Origin of the sequence: Algirhabdus cladophorae (assembly GCF_044772865.1) — a bacterium.
Taxonomy (GTDB): domain Bacteria; phylum Pseudomonadota; class Alphaproteobacteria; order Rhodobacterales; family Rhodobacteraceae; genus Algirhabdus; species Algirhabdus cladophorae.
On record NZ_CP173029.1, the window covers coordinates 625,191 to 640,965 of the forward strand.

Below are 15,775 nucleotides of genomic sequence, written 5' to 3' on the forward strand. Positions count from 1 at the left end.
GACCGCGCCAGAGTGGGACAGGTTCACACCTGAGCGTTGCAAAAAAGAGGGCCCCGATGAAAGACAACCCACAGCGCAATGCGGCCCTTGCTTCGGTCACGCTGACAAATGCCAAGGTGATTTTAGCCGACGAGGTGATCAATGGGACGGTACGCGTGAGCGACGGTGTGATCGCTGAAATCGATCAGGGCCCGGTGCAAGCCCGCGATGCGATTGATTGTGACGGCGATTATATTTGTGCCGGATTGGTCGAGCTGCACACGGACAATTTAGAACGGCACATGCAGCCGCGACCCGGTGTCAAATGGCCCTTGCAAGCCGCAGTAATGGCCCATGATGCCGAGTTAGCGTCAGTGGGGATTACCACAGTTTTTGATGCTCTACGTGTGGGCTCAATCACCTCAAGTGCGAAGGCGCGATACGCCAAATATGCCCGTCCAGTGGCTGATGAAATCCTGAAGTTGCAAACTTCTGGCCAAATGCGGGTCAGTCATTTCCTGCATCTGCGCGCAGAGGTGTGTTCAGAAACCGTGATCGAGGAATTGGAGGAGTTCACACCGGCCGATCGCATTGGCATTGTGAGCATTATGGACCACACGCCGGGCCAGCGTCAGTTCCGTGATCTGGCCAAAATGTCTGCTTATGTGCAGGGCAAATATGGGATGTCGGATCAGGAATTGCGGGATCACTTTGCCCATTTGTACCATCTGCGCGATACTTACGGGGCGGTACATGAAGCACAGGCCGCAGCCATTGGGCAGCGATTTGGCGCAGTGATTGCAAGTCACGATGACACCACACTTGCGGACGTGCAAAATGCGGCAAAACACAAAGCCAAGATCGCGGAATTCCCCACATCGATTGAGGCAGCGATAGCCTGCAAGGCCGCTGGTATCGCAGTGATGATGGGCGCGCCCAACCTGCTGCGCGGGGGCAGTCACTCGGGTAATGTCGCGGCCTCGGATTTGGCACAGCAGGGTGTCTTGGATATTCTCAGTTCTGATTACGTGCCTGCCTCACTATTGATGGCAGCGGTGCAATTTGGTCTGGACTATGGCGACTTGGCGCAGGGATTGCACCGCGTGACAGCAGCACCGGCACAGGCGGTTCAACTGACGGAACGCGGCGAGATTGCGCTGGGCAAGCGGGCGGATTTGGTGCGTTTTCGTCTGATTGACCAGTTGCCGTCGATCAAAGGCACATGGCGTGAGGGTCTGCGCGTGGCGTAGATTTTGCCGCACAGCGTATTTGTTTTGCTTATTTATTGGGCAATAGACTGCGCGGCGCGCCAGAAACTTTGGGTCCAGCGTTTGCAAAGGTTTCTGGTGGCTTGCATGCCCTGTGATCCTCTGGTGAACTCTGGCGGATGACTGTTCCGATCCAACTTGACCCATCTGCGGCCCGTCCTGTGCCGCAACAGCCGCGCGCGCAAGGCTCCCTTAGCGTTTCGTCCAAAGCACGCGCTGAGATGTCTGTTTTGGATGATATGCATCAGCGTGGGTCTTATAAATTGTTGTTCCCGCGCCGCAACGGCAGCGCTCTGGAGGCCGTGGTGATCAATACGGCTGGGGGTGTGACAGGTGGCGACCGGTATCAGCTAACTGCCCATGCAGGGGCGAACACGCAATTGATCCTGACCACGCAAGCAGCCGAACGGGCCTATCGTGCCCAAGCAGGTGAAGTGGGGCAAGTGACAAACACCCTCAGTGCGGGGTCTCATGCGGCTTTGCACTGGATGCCGCAGGAAACAATATTGTTCGATAACTGCGCCCTAGATCGCACGCTAAGCGTGGATTTGGATACGACTGCTACGGCGTTGATCTGTGAAACACTGGTTTTTGGCCGAATGGCTATGGGCGAAGTTCTGAACTCTGCGGTATTGCGCGACCGGATCACTGTGCGCCGCGCAGGTGTGCCTGTGTTTTTGGACGCGCTGCATTTGTCTGGCGATGTGGCGTCGCATTTGGCCGATCCGGCGGTGGCGGCAGGGGCCGGTGCGCTGGCTACAGTGGTTTATACAGCACCGGATGCCCAGACCCATCTACAGCCGATCCGCGACAGCCTTGGCCCGCAGGCAGGTGTCAGCCTGCTGGGTCCTGATCTGTTGGTGATCCGTGCGTTGGCTCACGATAGTTTTGTGCTGCGCGGGACACTTGTTCCGCTTTTAAAGCGCCTGAGCGGCGCGCCTGTTCCTCGACCTTGGATGATATGACATGAACCTAACACCCCGTGAAAAAGACAAATTATTGGTCTCGATGGCCGCTGAAGTGGCCCGCAGGCGCCTGTCGCGTGGGGTTAAGCTGAACCACCCCGAAGCCATCGCATTGATCACCGATGCCGTGGTCGAAGGCGCGCGCGATGGTCGGTCCGTGGCTGATATGATGCAGGCAGGCGCCGCTGTGATCACCCGCGATCAATGCATGGAAGGCGTGCCCGAAATGATCCACGAAGTGCAGGTCGAAGCCACCTTTCCCGACGGGACCAAACTGGTCACTGTCCACAACCCGATTCGCTAGGAGGCCACGATGATCCCCGGAGAACTCTTCCCCGCAGAGGGCGAACTTGATCTGAACCCTGGCCGTGAAGTGACTGTGCTGATGGTGGCCAATACGGGTGACCGTCCTGTGCAAGTCGGCTCGCATTATCATTTCGCCGAAAGCAATTCGGCTTTGGATTTCGACCGCGATGCCGCCCGTGGCCAGCGTCTGGATATTGCCGCTGGCACTGCTGTGCGGTTTGAGCCCGGCCAACGCCGTGAGGTCAGCCTGATCCCCATCGCCGGGGACCGCAAAATCTATGGATTTAACCAGCAAGTGATGGGGGATCTGTAACGATGCCAAGCACAATTTCTCGCGCCGATTATGCGGCGATGTTCGGCCCTACGGTGGGCGATAAACTGCGACTTGCAGATACGGATTTGATTATCGAGGTCGAGCGCGATCTGACAGCCGAGGCCGCAGGGCCAGCCAATGCCTTGGCCTATGGTGAGGAGGTCAAGTTTGGCGGTGGCAAGGTTATCCGCGACGGCATGGGGCAGGCCCAGACCACGCGGGCAGATGGCGCCGTTGATACGGTCATCACCAACGCGCTGATTGTGGATTACACTGGGATTTATAAGGCTGATGTGGGTCTGAAAAACGGGCGCATTCATAAGATCGGCAAAGCGGGTAACCCAGATACACAACCCGGTGTCGATATCATTATCGGGCCCGGAACCGAGGCCATAGCGGGTGAGGGGCGGATCCTGACCGCTGGTGGTTTTGACAGCCACATCCACTTTATTTGCCCTCAACAGATTGAAGATGCGCTGCATTCCGGCCTGACCACGATGCTGGGCGGTGGCACGGGGCCAGCCCATGGAACGCTGGCCACGACCTGTACGCCGGGGCCATGGCATATCGGGCGGATGCTGCAATCGGCAGATGCGTTTCCAATGAATTTGGCCTTTGCAGGCAAGGGCAATGCGTCCCTGCCTGCGGCCCTTGAGGAGCAGGTCAAAGGCGGCGCCTGCGCGCTGAAATTGCACGAGGATTGGGGCACGACCCCCGGTGCGATTGATTGCTGTTTGACTGTGGCCGACGCCATGGATGTCCAAGTGATGATCCACACAGACACGCTGAACGAAAGCGGCTTTGTCGAGAACACTGTTGCCGCCATGAAGGGACGCACAATCCACGCCTTCCACACCGAAGGGGCTGGCGGTGGCCACGCGCCGGACATCATCAAAATCTGTGGTGATGCGAATGTTTTGCCCAGTTCCACCAACCCGACGCGGCCCTTTACGGTCAACACGTTGGAGGAACATCTGGACATGTTGATGGTCTGTCACCATCTGGACAAATCCATCCCCGAGGACGTGGCCTTTGCCGAAAGCCGTATCCGTCGCGAGACGATTGCTGCCGAAGACATCCTGCACGACATGGGCGCGTTTTCGATCATTGCCTCCGACAGTCAGGCCATGGGCCGTGTGGGCGAGGTCTTGATCCGCACGTGGCAAACCGCAGATAAGATGAAGAAACAGCGCGGGCGTCTGTCTGATGAAACCGGCGAGAACGACAATTTCCGTGTTCGGCGCTACATTGCGAAATACACCATCAATCCTGCCATTGCCCACGGAATTTCCAGCCATATCGGTAGCATTGAGGAAGGCAAACGGGCGGATCTGGTCCTGTGGAACCCTGCGTTCTTTGGGGTGAAGCCTGAAATGGTCTTGCTGGGGGGCACCATTGCTGTGGCGCAAATGGGTGATCCCAATGCGTCCATTCCGACACCGCAACCTGTGTATTCGCGACCTATGTTCGGGGCCTATGGGCGCTCGGTCGAAAACTCGGCTGTGTGCTTTGTGTCCGAGGCGGCCGAGGCCGAGGGGATTGGTGCTTCTTTGGGTCTCGCTAAACAGACCATCGCTGTGCAAAACACCCGTGGCATCGGCAAGAAAGACCTCAAGTTGAACGACGCATTGCCTCAGGTCGAAGTGAACCCCGAGACCTACGAAGTGCGTGCGGACGGCGAGTTACTGACCTGTGAACCAGCCAGCGAATTGCCCATGGCGCAGCGGTATTTCTTGTTCTGATGCAGGTCGCGCAATCCTATCACGACCATGGCCACAAAGAAGCTGCTGACCGGGTGTCCCTGACCTATGATCAACGGTTTTTGCGGCGTAAGGTCATTGAACTGGCATCGGGTGCAAAACTGTTGGTGGACTTGCCGCAGACGACGTCGCTGAACCATGGTGGTGTCTTGATCACAGACGCTGCGACCGAGGTTAGGGTTGAGGCCGCCCCAGAGGAATTGCTGGAAATCACCGGCGATTTGGTGCGGCTTGCGTGGCACATCGGCAATCGGCACATGCCCTGTCAGATCGAGGCGGAGAGGCTGTTGATCCAGCGTGATCATGTGATCGAGGACATGCTGGGCAAGCTTGCCGCCACAACCCGCCCGATCACGGCACCTTTCACACCAGAAGGCGGGGCCTATGGCCATGGGCGCACGCATTCCCATGCTCACTAACGCGCAGCTTTTGACGCTGGCCCAATGGTTTTCGCCAGCTTATCCCGTGGGAGCGTTTAACTTTTCCCACGGGTTGGAAAAGGCTGTAGAAGACGGGCAGGTCAAGGATGCACCGGACTTGCAACGCTGGCTTTTGACCGTGCTAGAACATGGCACCGGGCGGTCGGATGCCCTGTTTGCAGCGGCGGCTTATCATGCACCAACGGCTGTTGAGTTAGCAGATATCAACGCGCAGGCCTGCGCCTTTGCACCTTGCGCAGAACGGCTGAAGGAAAGCCAGTTGCAAGGTGCTGCCTTTTGCAAAATAACGGACCGGATTTGGGCCATGATGCCGTTGGATCTGTGTTTTCCAGTGGCCGTGGGATGGGCCGCGCAGCGCAATGATTTGCCTTTGGTCCCAACCATCAGCCTGTATTTGCAGGCGTTTGTGGGCAATCTTGCTGCAGCAGGACAGCGGTTGGCCCCGATTGGTCAAACAGATGCGCAGGCCTTGATCAAAACGCTGGGCCCCACTTGTGAGGCGATTGCGCAGGACAGTCAAAACGGGGATCTCACCCTGCTCAGCAGCACGACTTTTTTGGCCGATATCGCGTCGATGCGGCATGAAACCCAATACGCTAGGATTTTTCAGACATGACAGGATTAAACGGCCCGTTGCGGGTGGGCATCGGGGGGCCTGTGGGGGCGGGTAAGACGACTTTGACGGCCGCCCTTTGCGAGGCGCTGCGCGATAAACATTCTATGGGTGTGATCACCAATGACATCTATACCCAAGAGGATGCCGAGGCGCTGATGCGGCTGCAGGTCTTGCCTCAGACCCGTGTGATGGGGGTCGAGACAGGGGGCTGTCCGCATACGGCCATCCGTGAAGATGCCTCGATCAATTTGGCAGCTGTGGCCGAGATGAACACCCGCCACGATGATCTGGAACTGATCTTGATCGAGAGTGGCGGGGACAATCTATCCGCAACTTTCAGCCCTGAACTGGCGGATCTGACCATTTATGTGATCGATGTGGCCGCTGGCGAAGAGATCCCACGCAAAGGTGGGCCTGCGATCACGCGGTCCGATATTTTGATCATCAACAAGACCGATTTGGCCCCATATGTGGGGGCGAACTTGGATGTGATGCAGCGTGATGCGCTTAAAATGCGGGGCGAGCGGCCTTTTGTCTTTGCCAATCTGCGCGCGCGGCAAGGGGTTGATGCGATCTGCGATCTGATCCGCGATATCGGCGGTTTGGGCTAGACCTGTTGCGTGCCGCCGTGGCGGGCGGCCTGTTTTATTGCGTCTAACACTGCAAGGTTCTTTGCACCTTCGCTCGCGGGGACCAAAGGCTGAGCCCGCCCTGCAATCACGTCCATAAAATGTTTGAACTGTTCCACGACGGGATCCAAGGGATCCGCAGGGTGCGCGGTGTTTTCGATCGGGGCCCACCAGCTTTTGACGTCAGGATGTTGCCAAAGCTGTAGATCGGGCACGGACAACGATCCATCGGTGCCGCCGATCCTATAGGCTGCTTGGCTGGTCTTGGGATAGGCGGGGTTTTCGCCTGCGGTCAATTCCCAACTCCACGGGGCTGCAACCGTGTCCGAGATCGAAACCGTGCCAAGTGCACCATTTTTGAACCGCAGCAGCAGGGCGGCAGTGTCTTCGACCTCAAATCCGCGAACAGCATTGTTTTCCATGGCTTGGACTGCGGTTATGTCGCCGCAAAAGTGGCGCAGCAGGTCGATGTCATGGATCAAATTGATAAAGATCGGGCCGCCGCCTTCTTTTGTCCGCCACGTGGCATCGTAATAATCTTGGGGCTTATACAGCCAAAACTGCGCGGTGACTGTGGCGATGCGTCCCAAAGTACCCTTATCAATCAACGACTTGGCCTTTTTGACCAAGGGCGAATGACGGCGGTGATGACCGACCAAAACCGCGATGCCAAGGCGTTCTGACAACGTGGTCAAGGCCTGTGCATTGGGGGCACTTTCGGCAAGAGGCTTTTCGATCAAAACGGGTATGCCCGCCTCAAGACAGGCGCGCCCCTGGGGCAAATGCAGGGTATTGGGTGACGCGACGATAGCCCCGTCTGGGCTGTGCTGCGCCAGATATGCCTCAAGCGTTTCAAACCAAAGCGCGCCGTGTTGTGCCGCCAGATCTTTGGTGGCAGGGGCCGGATCAATGATGGCATGTAACTGGGCAAACTGCCGGACCACGTCCACATGTTTACGTCCAATCAGCCCCGCGCCTATCACTGCAATCCTTGGTGTGTCCATCACTTGGCCCCCGTTTTGTTACGCCCCAAAAACGGCGAAGTGCGGGGTTTGTCAATCACCCGCGGGGTCGGGTGCGGTCCAGTTCTGGGCTGATCTCGATGTGTTCTGCATCATCGCCGGGCGGTAACGAGAATGGCCCATTGGCCCAATCGCCGGTTTTCCAAGCCTCTTTGGCGGCCTCAATTTTGTCCTTGGAGGACGACACGAAATTCCACCAAATATATCGCTTTTCATTTAGGGTCGCCCCGCCAAGGGCCATAAAACGCGCCCCTTGCGGACCGGCCTTGACCGAAATTTGATCGCCGGGGCGAAATACCATCATTTGGCCCGCCTCATAGGTTTGACCGGCCACATCCAGACTGCCTTGGGTGATGTGGATGCCCCGATCCTCGTGGGTATCAGTGAGGGGGAAGGCAGCGCCTGCTTCAAGGATTACATCCAGATAGAATGTCTCGGACTGCATGGTAACCGGGCTGGTCTCGCCATAGCTGTCGCCAAGGATGAGCCGTGCGGTGATGCCTTTGTCCTGCAAAACCGGCAGTGCGGCCTCTTTGTGATGCTCAAAATCCGGCGCCATATCTTCGCGATCTTCGGGTAGGGCGATCCATGTTTGAACTCCAAAGAGGCTGTGGCGGGTTTTGCGGGTATCTGCACTGGTGCGTTCGGAATGGGTCACGCCGCGGCCTGCCACCATCCAGTTGACTTCGCCGGGGTAGATCATTTGGTGGGTGCCAAGACTGTCGCGGTGTTCAAACTCGCCTTGGTACAGGTAGGTCACGGTGCCTAAGCCGATATGAGGATGCGGGCGCACATCAATGCCGCCGTCTGTGATGAATTCCGCAGGCCCCATTTGATCGAAAAAGATAAACGGCCCAACCATTTGCCGCTGGGGGGAGGGCAGGGCGCGACGCACCTCAAATCCGCCAATGTCGTGGGCGCGCGGCACGATAAGTGTTTCAGGGGCTGCCCCGTGTCCGTCAAGGCTTTGGGAGGGGTTCCAACTCATATCTGGGGTCCTTTTCGCGTGGGTCTTGAAGCATGGATCAAAGATACTGCCCTCACGGATCAGATCAATCTGCCATTGCAACACAATTTCTGTGCAGGATTGTATGGTGGTCACACGGGGCCAGCTGGATTTTGCGATATTTTTTGTCGTTTTTGATCCTTTCGGTAAGTGGGGCCGTGGTTAATCTGGGGAAATATTCTGCAGCCCATGGGAGGGATCCATGCCTGAATTTACCAAAGAAGGCACAGGCCGTGCCAAAGCCCTGCCAAGCCACGCCAAAGTGGTGATCATTGGGGGCGGCGTTGTGGGCTGTTCGATCCTGTTCCATCTGGCCAAATTTGGTTGGAAAGACGTGGTGTTGCTGGAACGTGATGAGTTGACCAGCGGATCTAGCTGGCATGCGGCGGGCCAAATTCACACCATTAGTTCGGACCCCAATATCAGCCGTTTGCAGGGCTATACGATTGATCTGTATAAAGAAATCGAAGAAACCTCAGGCCATTCCGTGGGTCTGCATATGACCGGTGGCTTTTACCTGGCCTCGAACAAGACATGGTATGATTACCTCAAACGCGAGCGGTCCAAGGCACGGTATATGGGGCTGCATCAAGAGTTTATCAGCCCCGCAGAAGTGGCAGAACGGCACCCGTTGATTGATCCCAAACACTATCTGGCGGCCCTTTGGGATGATCAAGACGGGGATTTGGACCCATCCGGTGCGACCTATGCGTTTGCCAAGGCCGCGCGCGTGCATGGGGGCCAGTATTTCACCTACACGCCAGTGACGACTACAACGCAAAAATCCGACGGCAGTTGGGATGTGGCAACCCCCAAAGGCACGATCAACGCCGAGATGATCGTCAATTGCGGGGGGCTTTGGGCCCGTGAAGTGGGCCATATGCAAGGCGTCAACATCCCGGTGCAGCCGATGGAACATCATTACCTTTTGACCGAAGATATTCCTGAAATCGTCAACAGCCCGACCCGTTTGCCCTGCGGGATCGATTATGAGGCGAATATTTATTTCCGTCAGGAACGCAATGGGTTGCTGTTGGGGACTTATGAACAAAAGGGTACGCCGTGGAAGGTCGGCGGCACGCCTTGGGACTTTGGTCACGAGCTGTTGCCGCCCAATCTGGATCAGATTGCGGATCGTCTGGAGTTTGCGTTCGAGCGCGTCCCGGTGCTGGCCGATGTGGGCATCCGTCAGGCCATCAATGGGCCGTTCACCTTTGGACCGGATGGCAATCCGATGATCGGACCGGTGCCGGGGATGACCAATTATTGGTGCGCTGTGGGGGTCATGGCGGGGTTTTGTCAGGGCGGCGGCGTTGGCCTGACCATGGCGGAATGGATGATGGATGGCGAGCCGTCGATTGATGTCTGGGCCATGGATGTGGCGCGTTTTGGTGATTGGGCCACACCTGATTGGGGCACGGTGAAATCGACCGAGAATTACGAACGTCGCTTTGTGATGACCTTCCCCAACGAGACGCTCCCAAAGGGGCGGCGTCAACAGACCACGGCCCTTTATGACCGGCTGACCGCCAAGGGTGCGCAAATGGGGCAGGCCTTTGGTTTGGAACATGCGTTATGGTTTGCGGATGGGCCGCAGGATGCTTGGGAAGATCCCAGTTTTGAACGCAACCGCAGCCATGATTACGTAGCCGCCGAATGCAAAGCGGTGCGCGAAGGCGTGGCGGGCATCGAAGTGGCCAATTTCGCCAAGCATGTGATCAAAGGGGTAGGCGCGCGGGCGTGGCTGGATCACGTCATGGCAGGTTTTGTACCCAAGCCCGGGCGCATCAGCCTGTCGCCGATGCTCACCGAAAAAGGTAAGCTTTACGGGGATCTAACCGTGGCCTGTCTGGCTGAGGATCACTTTATGCTGTTTGGATCCGGTGCGATGCAAGATGCCCACAGCCGGTTTTGGGCAGGCAGTCTGCCTGCGGATGTGACCCACGAAAATCAAACGGCGCAGTGGCACGGTATCGCCGTTTCAGGCCCAAAATCTCGTGCATTGCTGCAACGTATTACCCGCGATGACGTCAGTGCTGAAGGCATGAAATTCCGCGACACGCGCCAGACCCATGTGGGTGGCGTGCCAGTGGTTCTGAACCGGATCAGCTTTTCGGGTGAGTTGGGTTTCGAGATCTACTGCCGTCCGCAATACCTGTTGCGCTTGTCCGAGGCGATCGAAGAGGCAGGTGTGGATTTGGGCTATCGCTGGTACGGCAATCGCGCGCTCATGTCGCTGCGGCTGGAAAAAGGTTGGGGCGCATGGGGGCTGGAATTCCGGCCGGATTTTGATGCGGTTGAAAGTGGCATGGACGGGTTCATCAATTGGAACAAGGACTTTACCGGCAAAGCCGCCACACAGGCGGCGAGGGACAATGGCCCTGTGCGCAAACTGGTTACTCTCACCATCGAGACTGAGATTGATGTCACCCTCGATGAAGCCGTGATGAAGGATGGTGCGGCCATTGGATATGTGACCTCGGGTGGCTATGCGCACAGCGTCGGTCAGTCCATGGCGATGGCCTATGTGTCTGCAGAACACGCGGTGGCGGGCACACAGGTGCAGGTGGAAATCCTTGGGGATTTTTATGATGCATCGGTCGAAGGTGCGCCCGTTTATGACCCCTCTGGTGCCAAAATGCGCAGCTAGCAAGTGCCGCTTGGCTACAACAGCAGCCCAAGAACTGACCCGAGGCCATTGTGGCAGGGGCAGAGATTGGGCTAGGCCTGCGCGGGATATATTCAGAACCAGCAGGCCAGCATGAGCGCACTTATCACCATCCTGAACGGACCGAACCTCAACCTGTTGGGGCAACGGGAACCTGAAAAATACGGGGCCACGACCCTCGCTGATATTGAGGCGGCTTGTTTTGCGCAGGCCCAGTCGCAAGGGCATCAGATCGAGTTTCTCCAATCCAATTATGAAGGTCAGATCATTGATTGGATTCATGCGGCACGGGAAAAATCCCAAGGCATTGTGATCAATCCCGCGGCTTTTACCCATACATCTGTGGCGATTTTGGATGCGCTTTACACGTTTGACGGGCCTGTTTTGGAGGTCCACATCACCAATGTGCACCAACGCGAGGAATTCCGGCATCATTCCTTTGTCAGCAAGCGGGCCACCGGCGTGATTGCGGGATTTGGGGCGTCGGGCTACCGGTTGGCCGTGCAACATATGGCCGAACTTTTGGACTAGGCTTCGCCCGTAGCTGACAAACCTTGAAAACCTGATGACGCGCTGCGATCAATCTGGCATACTAGTCATCTAGTGTGGTCTGGGAGGGCGCCTGATGTCTAAATTTTCCGTAGCTTTGATTTGTTTGGGTGTGATCGCTGGATCCACGGCCCATGCCGCAACTGGATGCGAGGGGCGCGGCCCTTTGACCATCGTGTCGGCCACGGATGATGGAATGTATGAAGAAACCCACGGGCCAGAAAACACCATTGATGGCGATTTTGACCCGGACTCGCGCTGGTCCAACGAATCCGAAGGTGGGCCCAAGACATTGCTGTTGGATCTGGGCGCAGAACAGACTGTGAAAGCCCTGCAGATCGCGTGGTACAAGGGCGATAGCCGCAAATCGACGTTTTCAATTGCGGCCTCCCCCAATGGAAAGTTCTACCAAACCATTGTGCAGCCACGGCAGTCTGAAGGCACCTCGCTTGAGTTTGAAACCTATGATTTTTCAAACAAAAAAGCCCAATTCGTGCGGATCATCAGCGATGGCAATGAAAGCAACGATTGGAACAGCATTGTCGAAGTGGCCGCCCTTGGCTGTGGTGTGGCCGTTGAAAAACCTGCAGCCCCCATTCTGACGGAACGTCAGGGGCAAGGCATGTTCGGGCTGGATCCCAAGAAATCGCCGGGCGAGAACTTTGACCTTAGCGGTTGGTACGTCACGACCCCTGCAGATGACAATGGCGACGGCAAATCCGACAGTGTTTATGAAAACGAACTGGCGGCGGGTTGGACCGATCCGCGGTACTTCTACACGGACCCCGCGACTGGTGGCATGGTATTTCGAGTGACGCCTGCAGGGGCAAAGACATCGAAAAACACCAGCTATACCCGGACCGAACTGCGCGGCATGTTGCGCCGTGGGGATTATACGATTCAAACCCGTGCTGATGGCGGCTATCCCAATAAAAACAACTGGGTCTTCTCATCTGCCCCTGCTGTGGCACAGGCCGAGGCGGGCGGTGTGAACGGCGTGCTCAAGGCGACATTATCGGTCAACCAAGTCACGCGGCAGGGGAAAAATTACCAAGTCGGGCGGGTTGTTATTGGCCAGATCCATGCCAAAAATGACGAACCAATCCGGTTGTATTATCGCAAGCTCCCGCACAACAAATTTGGCTCGATCTATTTTGCTCATGACCCAGAAGTGGGCAAGGAAACTTGGGTCGAGGTTATCGGAAGCCGCGCAAACAAAGCGAAAAACCCTGAGGATGGCATCGCCTTGGACGAGGTGTTTAGCTATGTGATCGAGGTGAAAGGCAAGCCTGAGGGCGATGCGATCATTCCGATGTTGCACCTTCAGATCATTCGCGACGATGGCAGTGTCGTCGAGGCCGAGCCCTTTGATATGCGTGACAGCGGTTTCAGTGTTGAAAACGAATTTATGTTCTTCAAAGCAGGGGCCTATACGGGCAATAATACCAGTCCACAGCCCGAAACCGACTTTGACAAAGTGATCTTTTATGCGCTGGACCACAGCCATGATCCGGTCACAGATGAGATCCGCGAACAGGCCGCAAAAGAATTAGATGTGCCTGACGAGGTAACAGTACCCAACCCTGCTGTGGCGGGGGTACTGTTTGATGATAGTTTTGCCGACGGCGATCGCAGCGCTGGTGGTGATCCGATGGACGCCAATTGGTGGGCCACCACGACCAGCAGCGCGATTGAGATTGCACCGGGGGCTTTGGGTCTTGTGTCTGGCAGTTCCGGACGTGGTATTCGCACGACCTTTGCGCCACAGACCCTTTCGCAGGGGCAGAGCCTAAAGGCGCAGTTTACCTTTACCACACCTGAGACGCTGGGGCGGGATCGCGATTCTGCCTTTCGGATCGGTTTGCACGATAAATTGGATCGCGAGGGACTTGAGGCTGATTTGGGGGCATCTTCGAAACAACCCAACAAGCTCTATAATAACTTGCCGGGCTATATGATTGATTTTGATGTCAATTTGGATGATCCCAGCCTTGCCAATATCGACATCCGGAAGCAAAAACCGGGCCGAATTGGCCGGCTGATGGGCACCACCAAAGCCTACAAACACCTTGCTGGGGGTGGCGAGCCCTATCAGTTCGCCGCAGGTGAGGTCTATACGGGTGAAGTGTCCGTGCAAAAGCAGGCGGAAGGGGTGAAAATCACCGGAACCCTCAGCCAAGACGGTGCAGTGCTGACCACGTTCACCCACATGGATCTGGACAGTCAGGTGAACAATTTTGGAATGCTATCGTTCCACGTCAACAGCGTGACCTTTGGCACATCCAATGAGATCAACAGCCCAGATAACGGCTTGGATTTTTCCAATGTCCGGGTCGAAATCCTGCCCTGATGTGATAATCCGCGCTGGGAGACTATAGGCAGTCTGCCGCGTAAGATAGGGCGCACTTGTGGTCGCGGTGGCCCTATTGCGCTTGCAATGCATGAAGAACGAGTGAGACACGGGTTTCAATAAAACCGGCCTTTGGTCTGACTGGGTCGCAGTTTCTACGCCCTCCGCCACAACGTTCACCCCCAATCCTAAGGACATTTCTAGGATTGCGTCCAAAATGACTTCGCTTTTGCGGTCTTGGCCAATGCGAGAAACGAAGGCCCTATCGATCTTTATTTCATCGACTGGCATCTCTAGCAGGTTGCGAAGACAGCCGTAGCCAGTCCCGAAATCATCTAGGGATATCAACCCACCCCAGTCTTTCAAGCGCTGGATCGATTTGACGATAAAGTCAGAAGACCGCGCAATAAGCACGTCTTCGGTAATCTCAAAAACAACATCACCGGGGCCAATGCCGTAGTCTTCCATCATCCCAATCAGTTCGATCGCACCGTCTTCAGACGCAAGATACACTTCGGATAAGTTGAGGGCGATTGGAAGGGTCGGCACACCAGTTGCCCGCCAATCCTGAATTTGCTGAAAGACATTCTGCAAGATCACGCGCGTGAAGAGATTGGAGAGCCCGCTGTTTTCAGTAGGCTTTAGGAAATCCCCTGGACGTAGAATGCCAGCCGTGGGGTGAATCCAGCGTGCAAGAGCTTCAAATCCAATAATCTCTTGAGTTCTGAGATCTATCTTGGGTTGATAGTGCGGCTCAAATTGCCCGTTTTCTAATGCGGCCCGCAGACTTTCTGAGCTGTAAGTCTCAGCATGTTTGTCGTCATCTGCTGCCTGATAAATCGCATAGCCTGTTACGCGACGTGATTTCATAGAATACATCGCCCGATCTGCTGCCACCATGGCATCCTCTAGGCCAGCCGCACCTATGCCGAAGGGTGCCAAGCCAATGCTGGCGCCAACCCGAAATTCGTTTCCGGAATACGCGACCGGATCGTCGAAACAGCTGACGATATGGCGTCCAGCACTCACTAAATCGTCTCGAGTTTGTACATTTGTTAGCAGAATGCCAAACTCGTCACCGCCCAAGCGCGCGGCGACAAAATTATGCGCTTTCAAACCTTCCAAACGTTTGCCAATTGCAACCAATACTGCGTCTCCCGCATCATGGCCGAAGTTGTCGTTGATGGGCTTGAACGCGTTAAGATCGATCACTGCGGTCCACAGCTTGCTTGCACCGCCGGCAGCCGCAGACGCGTACTCTAGCGCCTGCTCTTCAAGGGCAAGGCGGTTCGCGAGCCCTGTCAAAAAGTCAGTTTTAGCGTAGCGTTCTGCAGATTGGCGCGCGGCTTCAACCTCTGCCATTTGTTCAGATTGACGCAGGCCTTGAATCGCTAAGGGCACAAAGAACTGAAGCCGTTGACCGTGCGCTTTCGAGAAAGCGCCTTTTTCAGGTTGTAAGCAAACCAAGACGGCCGCTCGATCAAGGGGTGCCATGGGATGAAGAAGGGCAGATCCGTAGTTGCCGAATACAGGGTCCAAGTCAGACCACCAAGCAGATATAACCGAATCTGAGAGAACGATAGAACGGCCAGAAAAAGCCCGTTTCAGCGCCTTTCCGGCATGACCAGAAACGGATAGCAATGTAGGGTTGGTTGAGGCCAAACACCGCACGGCACCGCCCTCATCCTGCGTCAGAACACAAAGTGTTGCATCATCAACTGAAGAACTGAGCACCTTGAGAACGACGGACAGAGCATCTGAGCCAGATTCAACATTCGACAGCAATTCTAAACCGCTCAAGAGCATCTCAGCGTTTGCACGCGATTTTTCCGCTACATCGTTAAGCTGTTCCAGCTCAACCAGTGCTGCGCGAAGTGCTTCTTGATCGTTAATCGTCATGGTGT

14 protein-coding genes are annotated in these 15,775 nt (G+C 56.1%); 11 read left to right on the forward strand and 3 right to left on the reverse strand.

All coding sequences use genetic code 11. From position 1 onward, the window contains the following. The first annotated feature begins 56 nt into the window (after positions 1 to 56). The 8 genes from ACIRQ6_RS03020 to ureG all read left to right on the forward strand — a co-directional run bounded on the left by ACIRQ6_RS03020 (position 57) and on the right by ureG (position 6,258). Positions 57 to 1,229: an alpha-D-ribose 1-methylphosphonate 5-triphosphate diphosphatase gene (locus tag ACIRQ6_RS03020; protein ID WP_420862660.1), complete on the forward strand. Its 1,173-nt coding sequence runs from the start codon at positions 57 to 59 to the stop codon at positions 1,227 to 1,229. A gap of 137 nt (positions 1,230 to 1,366) precedes the next feature. Next, the gene (locus ACIRQ6_RS03025; protein WP_420862661.1) at positions 1,367 to 2,212 is read left to right on the forward strand and encodes an urease accessory protein UreD; all 846 of its coding nucleotides are present in this window, start codon (positions 1,367 to 1,369) and stop codon (positions 2,210 to 2,212) included. Between the two features lies 1 nt (position 2,213). Then, positions 2,214 to 2,516 (forward strand): urease subunit gamma, encoded by a 303-nt coding sequence (locus ACIRQ6_RS03030; protein WP_420862662.1) that lies wholly within the window; start codon positions 2,214 to 2,216, stop codon positions 2,514 to 2,516. Positions 2,517 to 2,525: 9 nt separating this feature from the next. Then, positions 2,526 to 2,831: an urease subunit beta gene (locus ACIRQ6_RS03035; protein WP_420862663.1), complete on the forward strand. Its 306-nt coding sequence runs from the start codon at positions 2,526 to 2,528 to the stop codon at positions 2,829 to 2,831. A gap of 2 nt (positions 2,832 to 2,833) precedes the next feature. Next, on the forward strand, positions 2,834 to 4,573 hold the full coding sequence (gene ureC / locus ACIRQ6_RS03040; protein WP_420862664.1) for an urease subunit alpha: 1,740 nt from the start codon (positions 2,834 to 2,836) through the stop codon (positions 4,571 to 4,573). Continuing rightward, positions 4,573 to 5,010 carry an urease accessory protein UreE gene (locus ACIRQ6_RS03045; protein ID WP_420862665.1) on the forward strand — a complete coding sequence of 146 codons (438 nt, stop codon included), beginning with the start codon at positions 4,573 to 4,575 and terminating at the stop codon, positions 5,008 to 5,010. The genes ureC and ACIRQ6_RS03045 overlap by 1 nt, the downstream gene beginning before the upstream one ends. Next, positions 4,976 to 5,647, forward strand: coding sequence for an urease accessory protein UreF (locus ACIRQ6_RS03050; protein WP_420862666.1), 672 nt, complete (start codon positions 4,976 to 4,978; stop codon positions 5,645 to 5,647). Before ACIRQ6_RS03045 ends, ACIRQ6_RS03050 begins: the two co-directional genes overlap by 35 nt. Beyond that, positions 5,644 to 6,258, forward strand: coding sequence for an urease accessory protein UreG (gene ureG / locus ACIRQ6_RS03055; protein ID WP_420862667.1), 615 nt, complete (start codon positions 5,644 to 5,646; stop codon positions 6,256 to 6,258). Before ACIRQ6_RS03050 ends, ureG begins: the two co-directional genes overlap by 4 nt. On the opposite strand, the gene ACIRQ6_RS03060 is transcribed toward ureG, so the two are convergent. Further along, positions 6,255 to 7,280 carry a Gfo/Idh/MocA family protein gene (locus ACIRQ6_RS03060; RefSeq protein ID WP_420862668.1) on the reverse strand — a complete coding sequence of 342 codons (1,026 nt, stop codon included), beginning with the start codon at positions 7,278 to 7,280 and terminating at the stop codon, positions 6,255 to 6,257. The genes ureG and ACIRQ6_RS03060 overlap by 4 nt on opposite strands. Positions 7,281 to 7,335: 55 nt before the next feature. Continuing rightward, complete coding sequence (locus tag ACIRQ6_RS03065) at positions 7,336 to 8,286, reverse strand: pirin family protein (RefSeq protein ID WP_420862669.1); 951 nt, start codon at positions 8,284 to 8,286, stop codon at positions 7,336 to 7,338. Positions 8,287 to 8,506: 220 nt separating this feature from the next. Between ACIRQ6_RS03065 and ACIRQ6_RS03070 the strand changes: the two genes are divergently transcribed. The 3 genes from ACIRQ6_RS03070 to ACIRQ6_RS03080 all read left to right on the forward strand — a co-directional run bounded on the left by ACIRQ6_RS03070 (position 8,507) and on the right by ACIRQ6_RS03080 (position 13,871). Next, positions 8,507 to 10,954 carry a GcvT family protein gene (locus tag ACIRQ6_RS03070; RefSeq protein ID WP_420862670.1) on the forward strand — a complete coding sequence of 816 codons (2,448 nt, stop codon included), beginning with the start codon at positions 8,507 to 8,509 and terminating at the stop codon, positions 10,952 to 10,954. A 111-nt stretch (positions 10,955 to 11,065) separates the two neighbouring features. After that, a complete protein-coding gene (aroQ, locus tag ACIRQ6_RS03075; protein WP_420862671.1) occupies positions 11,066 to 11,503 on the forward strand; it encodes a type II 3-dehydroquinate dehydratase in 438 nt (145 codons plus the stop codon). A gap of 94 nt (positions 11,504 to 11,597) precedes the next feature. Next, the gene (locus tag ACIRQ6_RS03080; protein WP_420862672.1) at positions 11,598 to 13,871 is read left to right on the forward strand and encodes a polysaccharide lyase family 7 protein; all 2,274 of its coding nucleotides are present in this window, start codon (positions 11,598 to 11,600) and stop codon (positions 13,869 to 13,871) included. Here the strand turns inward: ACIRQ6_RS03080 and ACIRQ6_RS03085 are convergent. Continuing rightward, positions 13,767 to 15,770: a putative bifunctional diguanylate cyclase/phosphodiesterase gene (locus ACIRQ6_RS03085; RefSeq protein WP_420862673.1), complete on the reverse strand. Its 2,004-nt coding sequence runs from the start codon at positions 15,768 to 15,770 to the stop codon at positions 13,767 to 13,769. The two genes, ACIRQ6_RS03080 and ACIRQ6_RS03085, sit on opposite strands and share 105 nt — an antisense overlap. Positions 15,771 to 15,775: the final 5 nt, after the last annotated feature.

Excerpts from the sequence above, each read along its gene's own strand:
- ACIRQ6_RS03020 (WP_420862660.1), top strand. The coding sequence starts at position 57 with ATGAAAGACAACCCACAGCGCAATGCGGCCCTTGCTTCGGTCACGCTG.
- ureG (WP_420862667.1), top strand. The coding sequence starts at position 5,644 with ATGACAGGATTAAACGGCCCGTTGCGGGTGGGCATCGGGGGGCCTGTG.
- ACIRQ6_RS03065 (WP_420862669.1), bottom strand. The coding sequence starts at position 8,286 with ATGAGTTGGAACCCCTCCCAAAGCCTTGACGGACACGGGGCAGCCCCT.
- aroQ (WP_420862671.1), top strand. The coding sequence starts at position 11,066 with ATGAGCGCACTTATCACCATCCTGAACGGACCGAACCTCAACCTGTTG.
- ACIRQ6_RS03025 (WP_420862661.1), top strand. The coding sequence starts at position 1,367 with ATGACTGTTCCGATCCAACTTGACCCATCTGCGGCCCGTCCTGTGCCG.
- ACIRQ6_RS03035 (WP_420862663.1), top strand. The coding sequence starts at position 2,526 with ATGATCCCCGGAGAACTCTTCCCCGCAGAGGGCGAACTTGATCTGAAC.
- ACIRQ6_RS03060 (WP_420862668.1), bottom strand. The coding sequence starts at position 7,280 with ATGGACACACCAAGGATTGCAGTGATAGGCGCGGGGCTGATTGGACGT.
- ACIRQ6_RS03045 (WP_420862665.1), top strand. The coding sequence starts at position 4,573 with ATGCAGGTCGCGCAATCCTATCACGACCATGGCCACAAAGAAGCTGCT.
- ACIRQ6_RS03070 (WP_420862670.1), top strand. The coding sequence starts at position 8,507 with ATGCCTGAATTTACCAAAGAAGGCACAGGCCGTGCCAAAGCCCTGCCA.
- ureC (WP_420862664.1), top strand. The coding sequence starts at position 2,834 with ATGCCAAGCACAATTTCTCGCGCCGATTATGCGGCGATGTTCGGCCCT.
- ACIRQ6_RS03030 (WP_420862662.1), top strand. The coding sequence starts at position 2,214 with ATGAACCTAACACCCCGTGAAAAAGACAAATTATTGGTCTCGATGGCC.
- ACIRQ6_RS03080 (WP_420862672.1), top strand. The coding sequence starts at position 11,598 with ATGTCTAAATTTTCCGTAGCTTTGATTTGTTTGGGTGTGATCGCTGGA.
- ACIRQ6_RS03050 (WP_420862666.1), top strand. The coding sequence starts at position 4,976 with ATGGCCATGGGCGCACGCATTCCCATGCTCACTAACGCGCAGCTTTTG.
- ACIRQ6_RS03085 (WP_420862673.1), bottom strand. The coding sequence starts at position 15,770 with ATGACGATTAACGATCAAGAAGCACTTCGCGCAGCACTGGTTGAGCTG.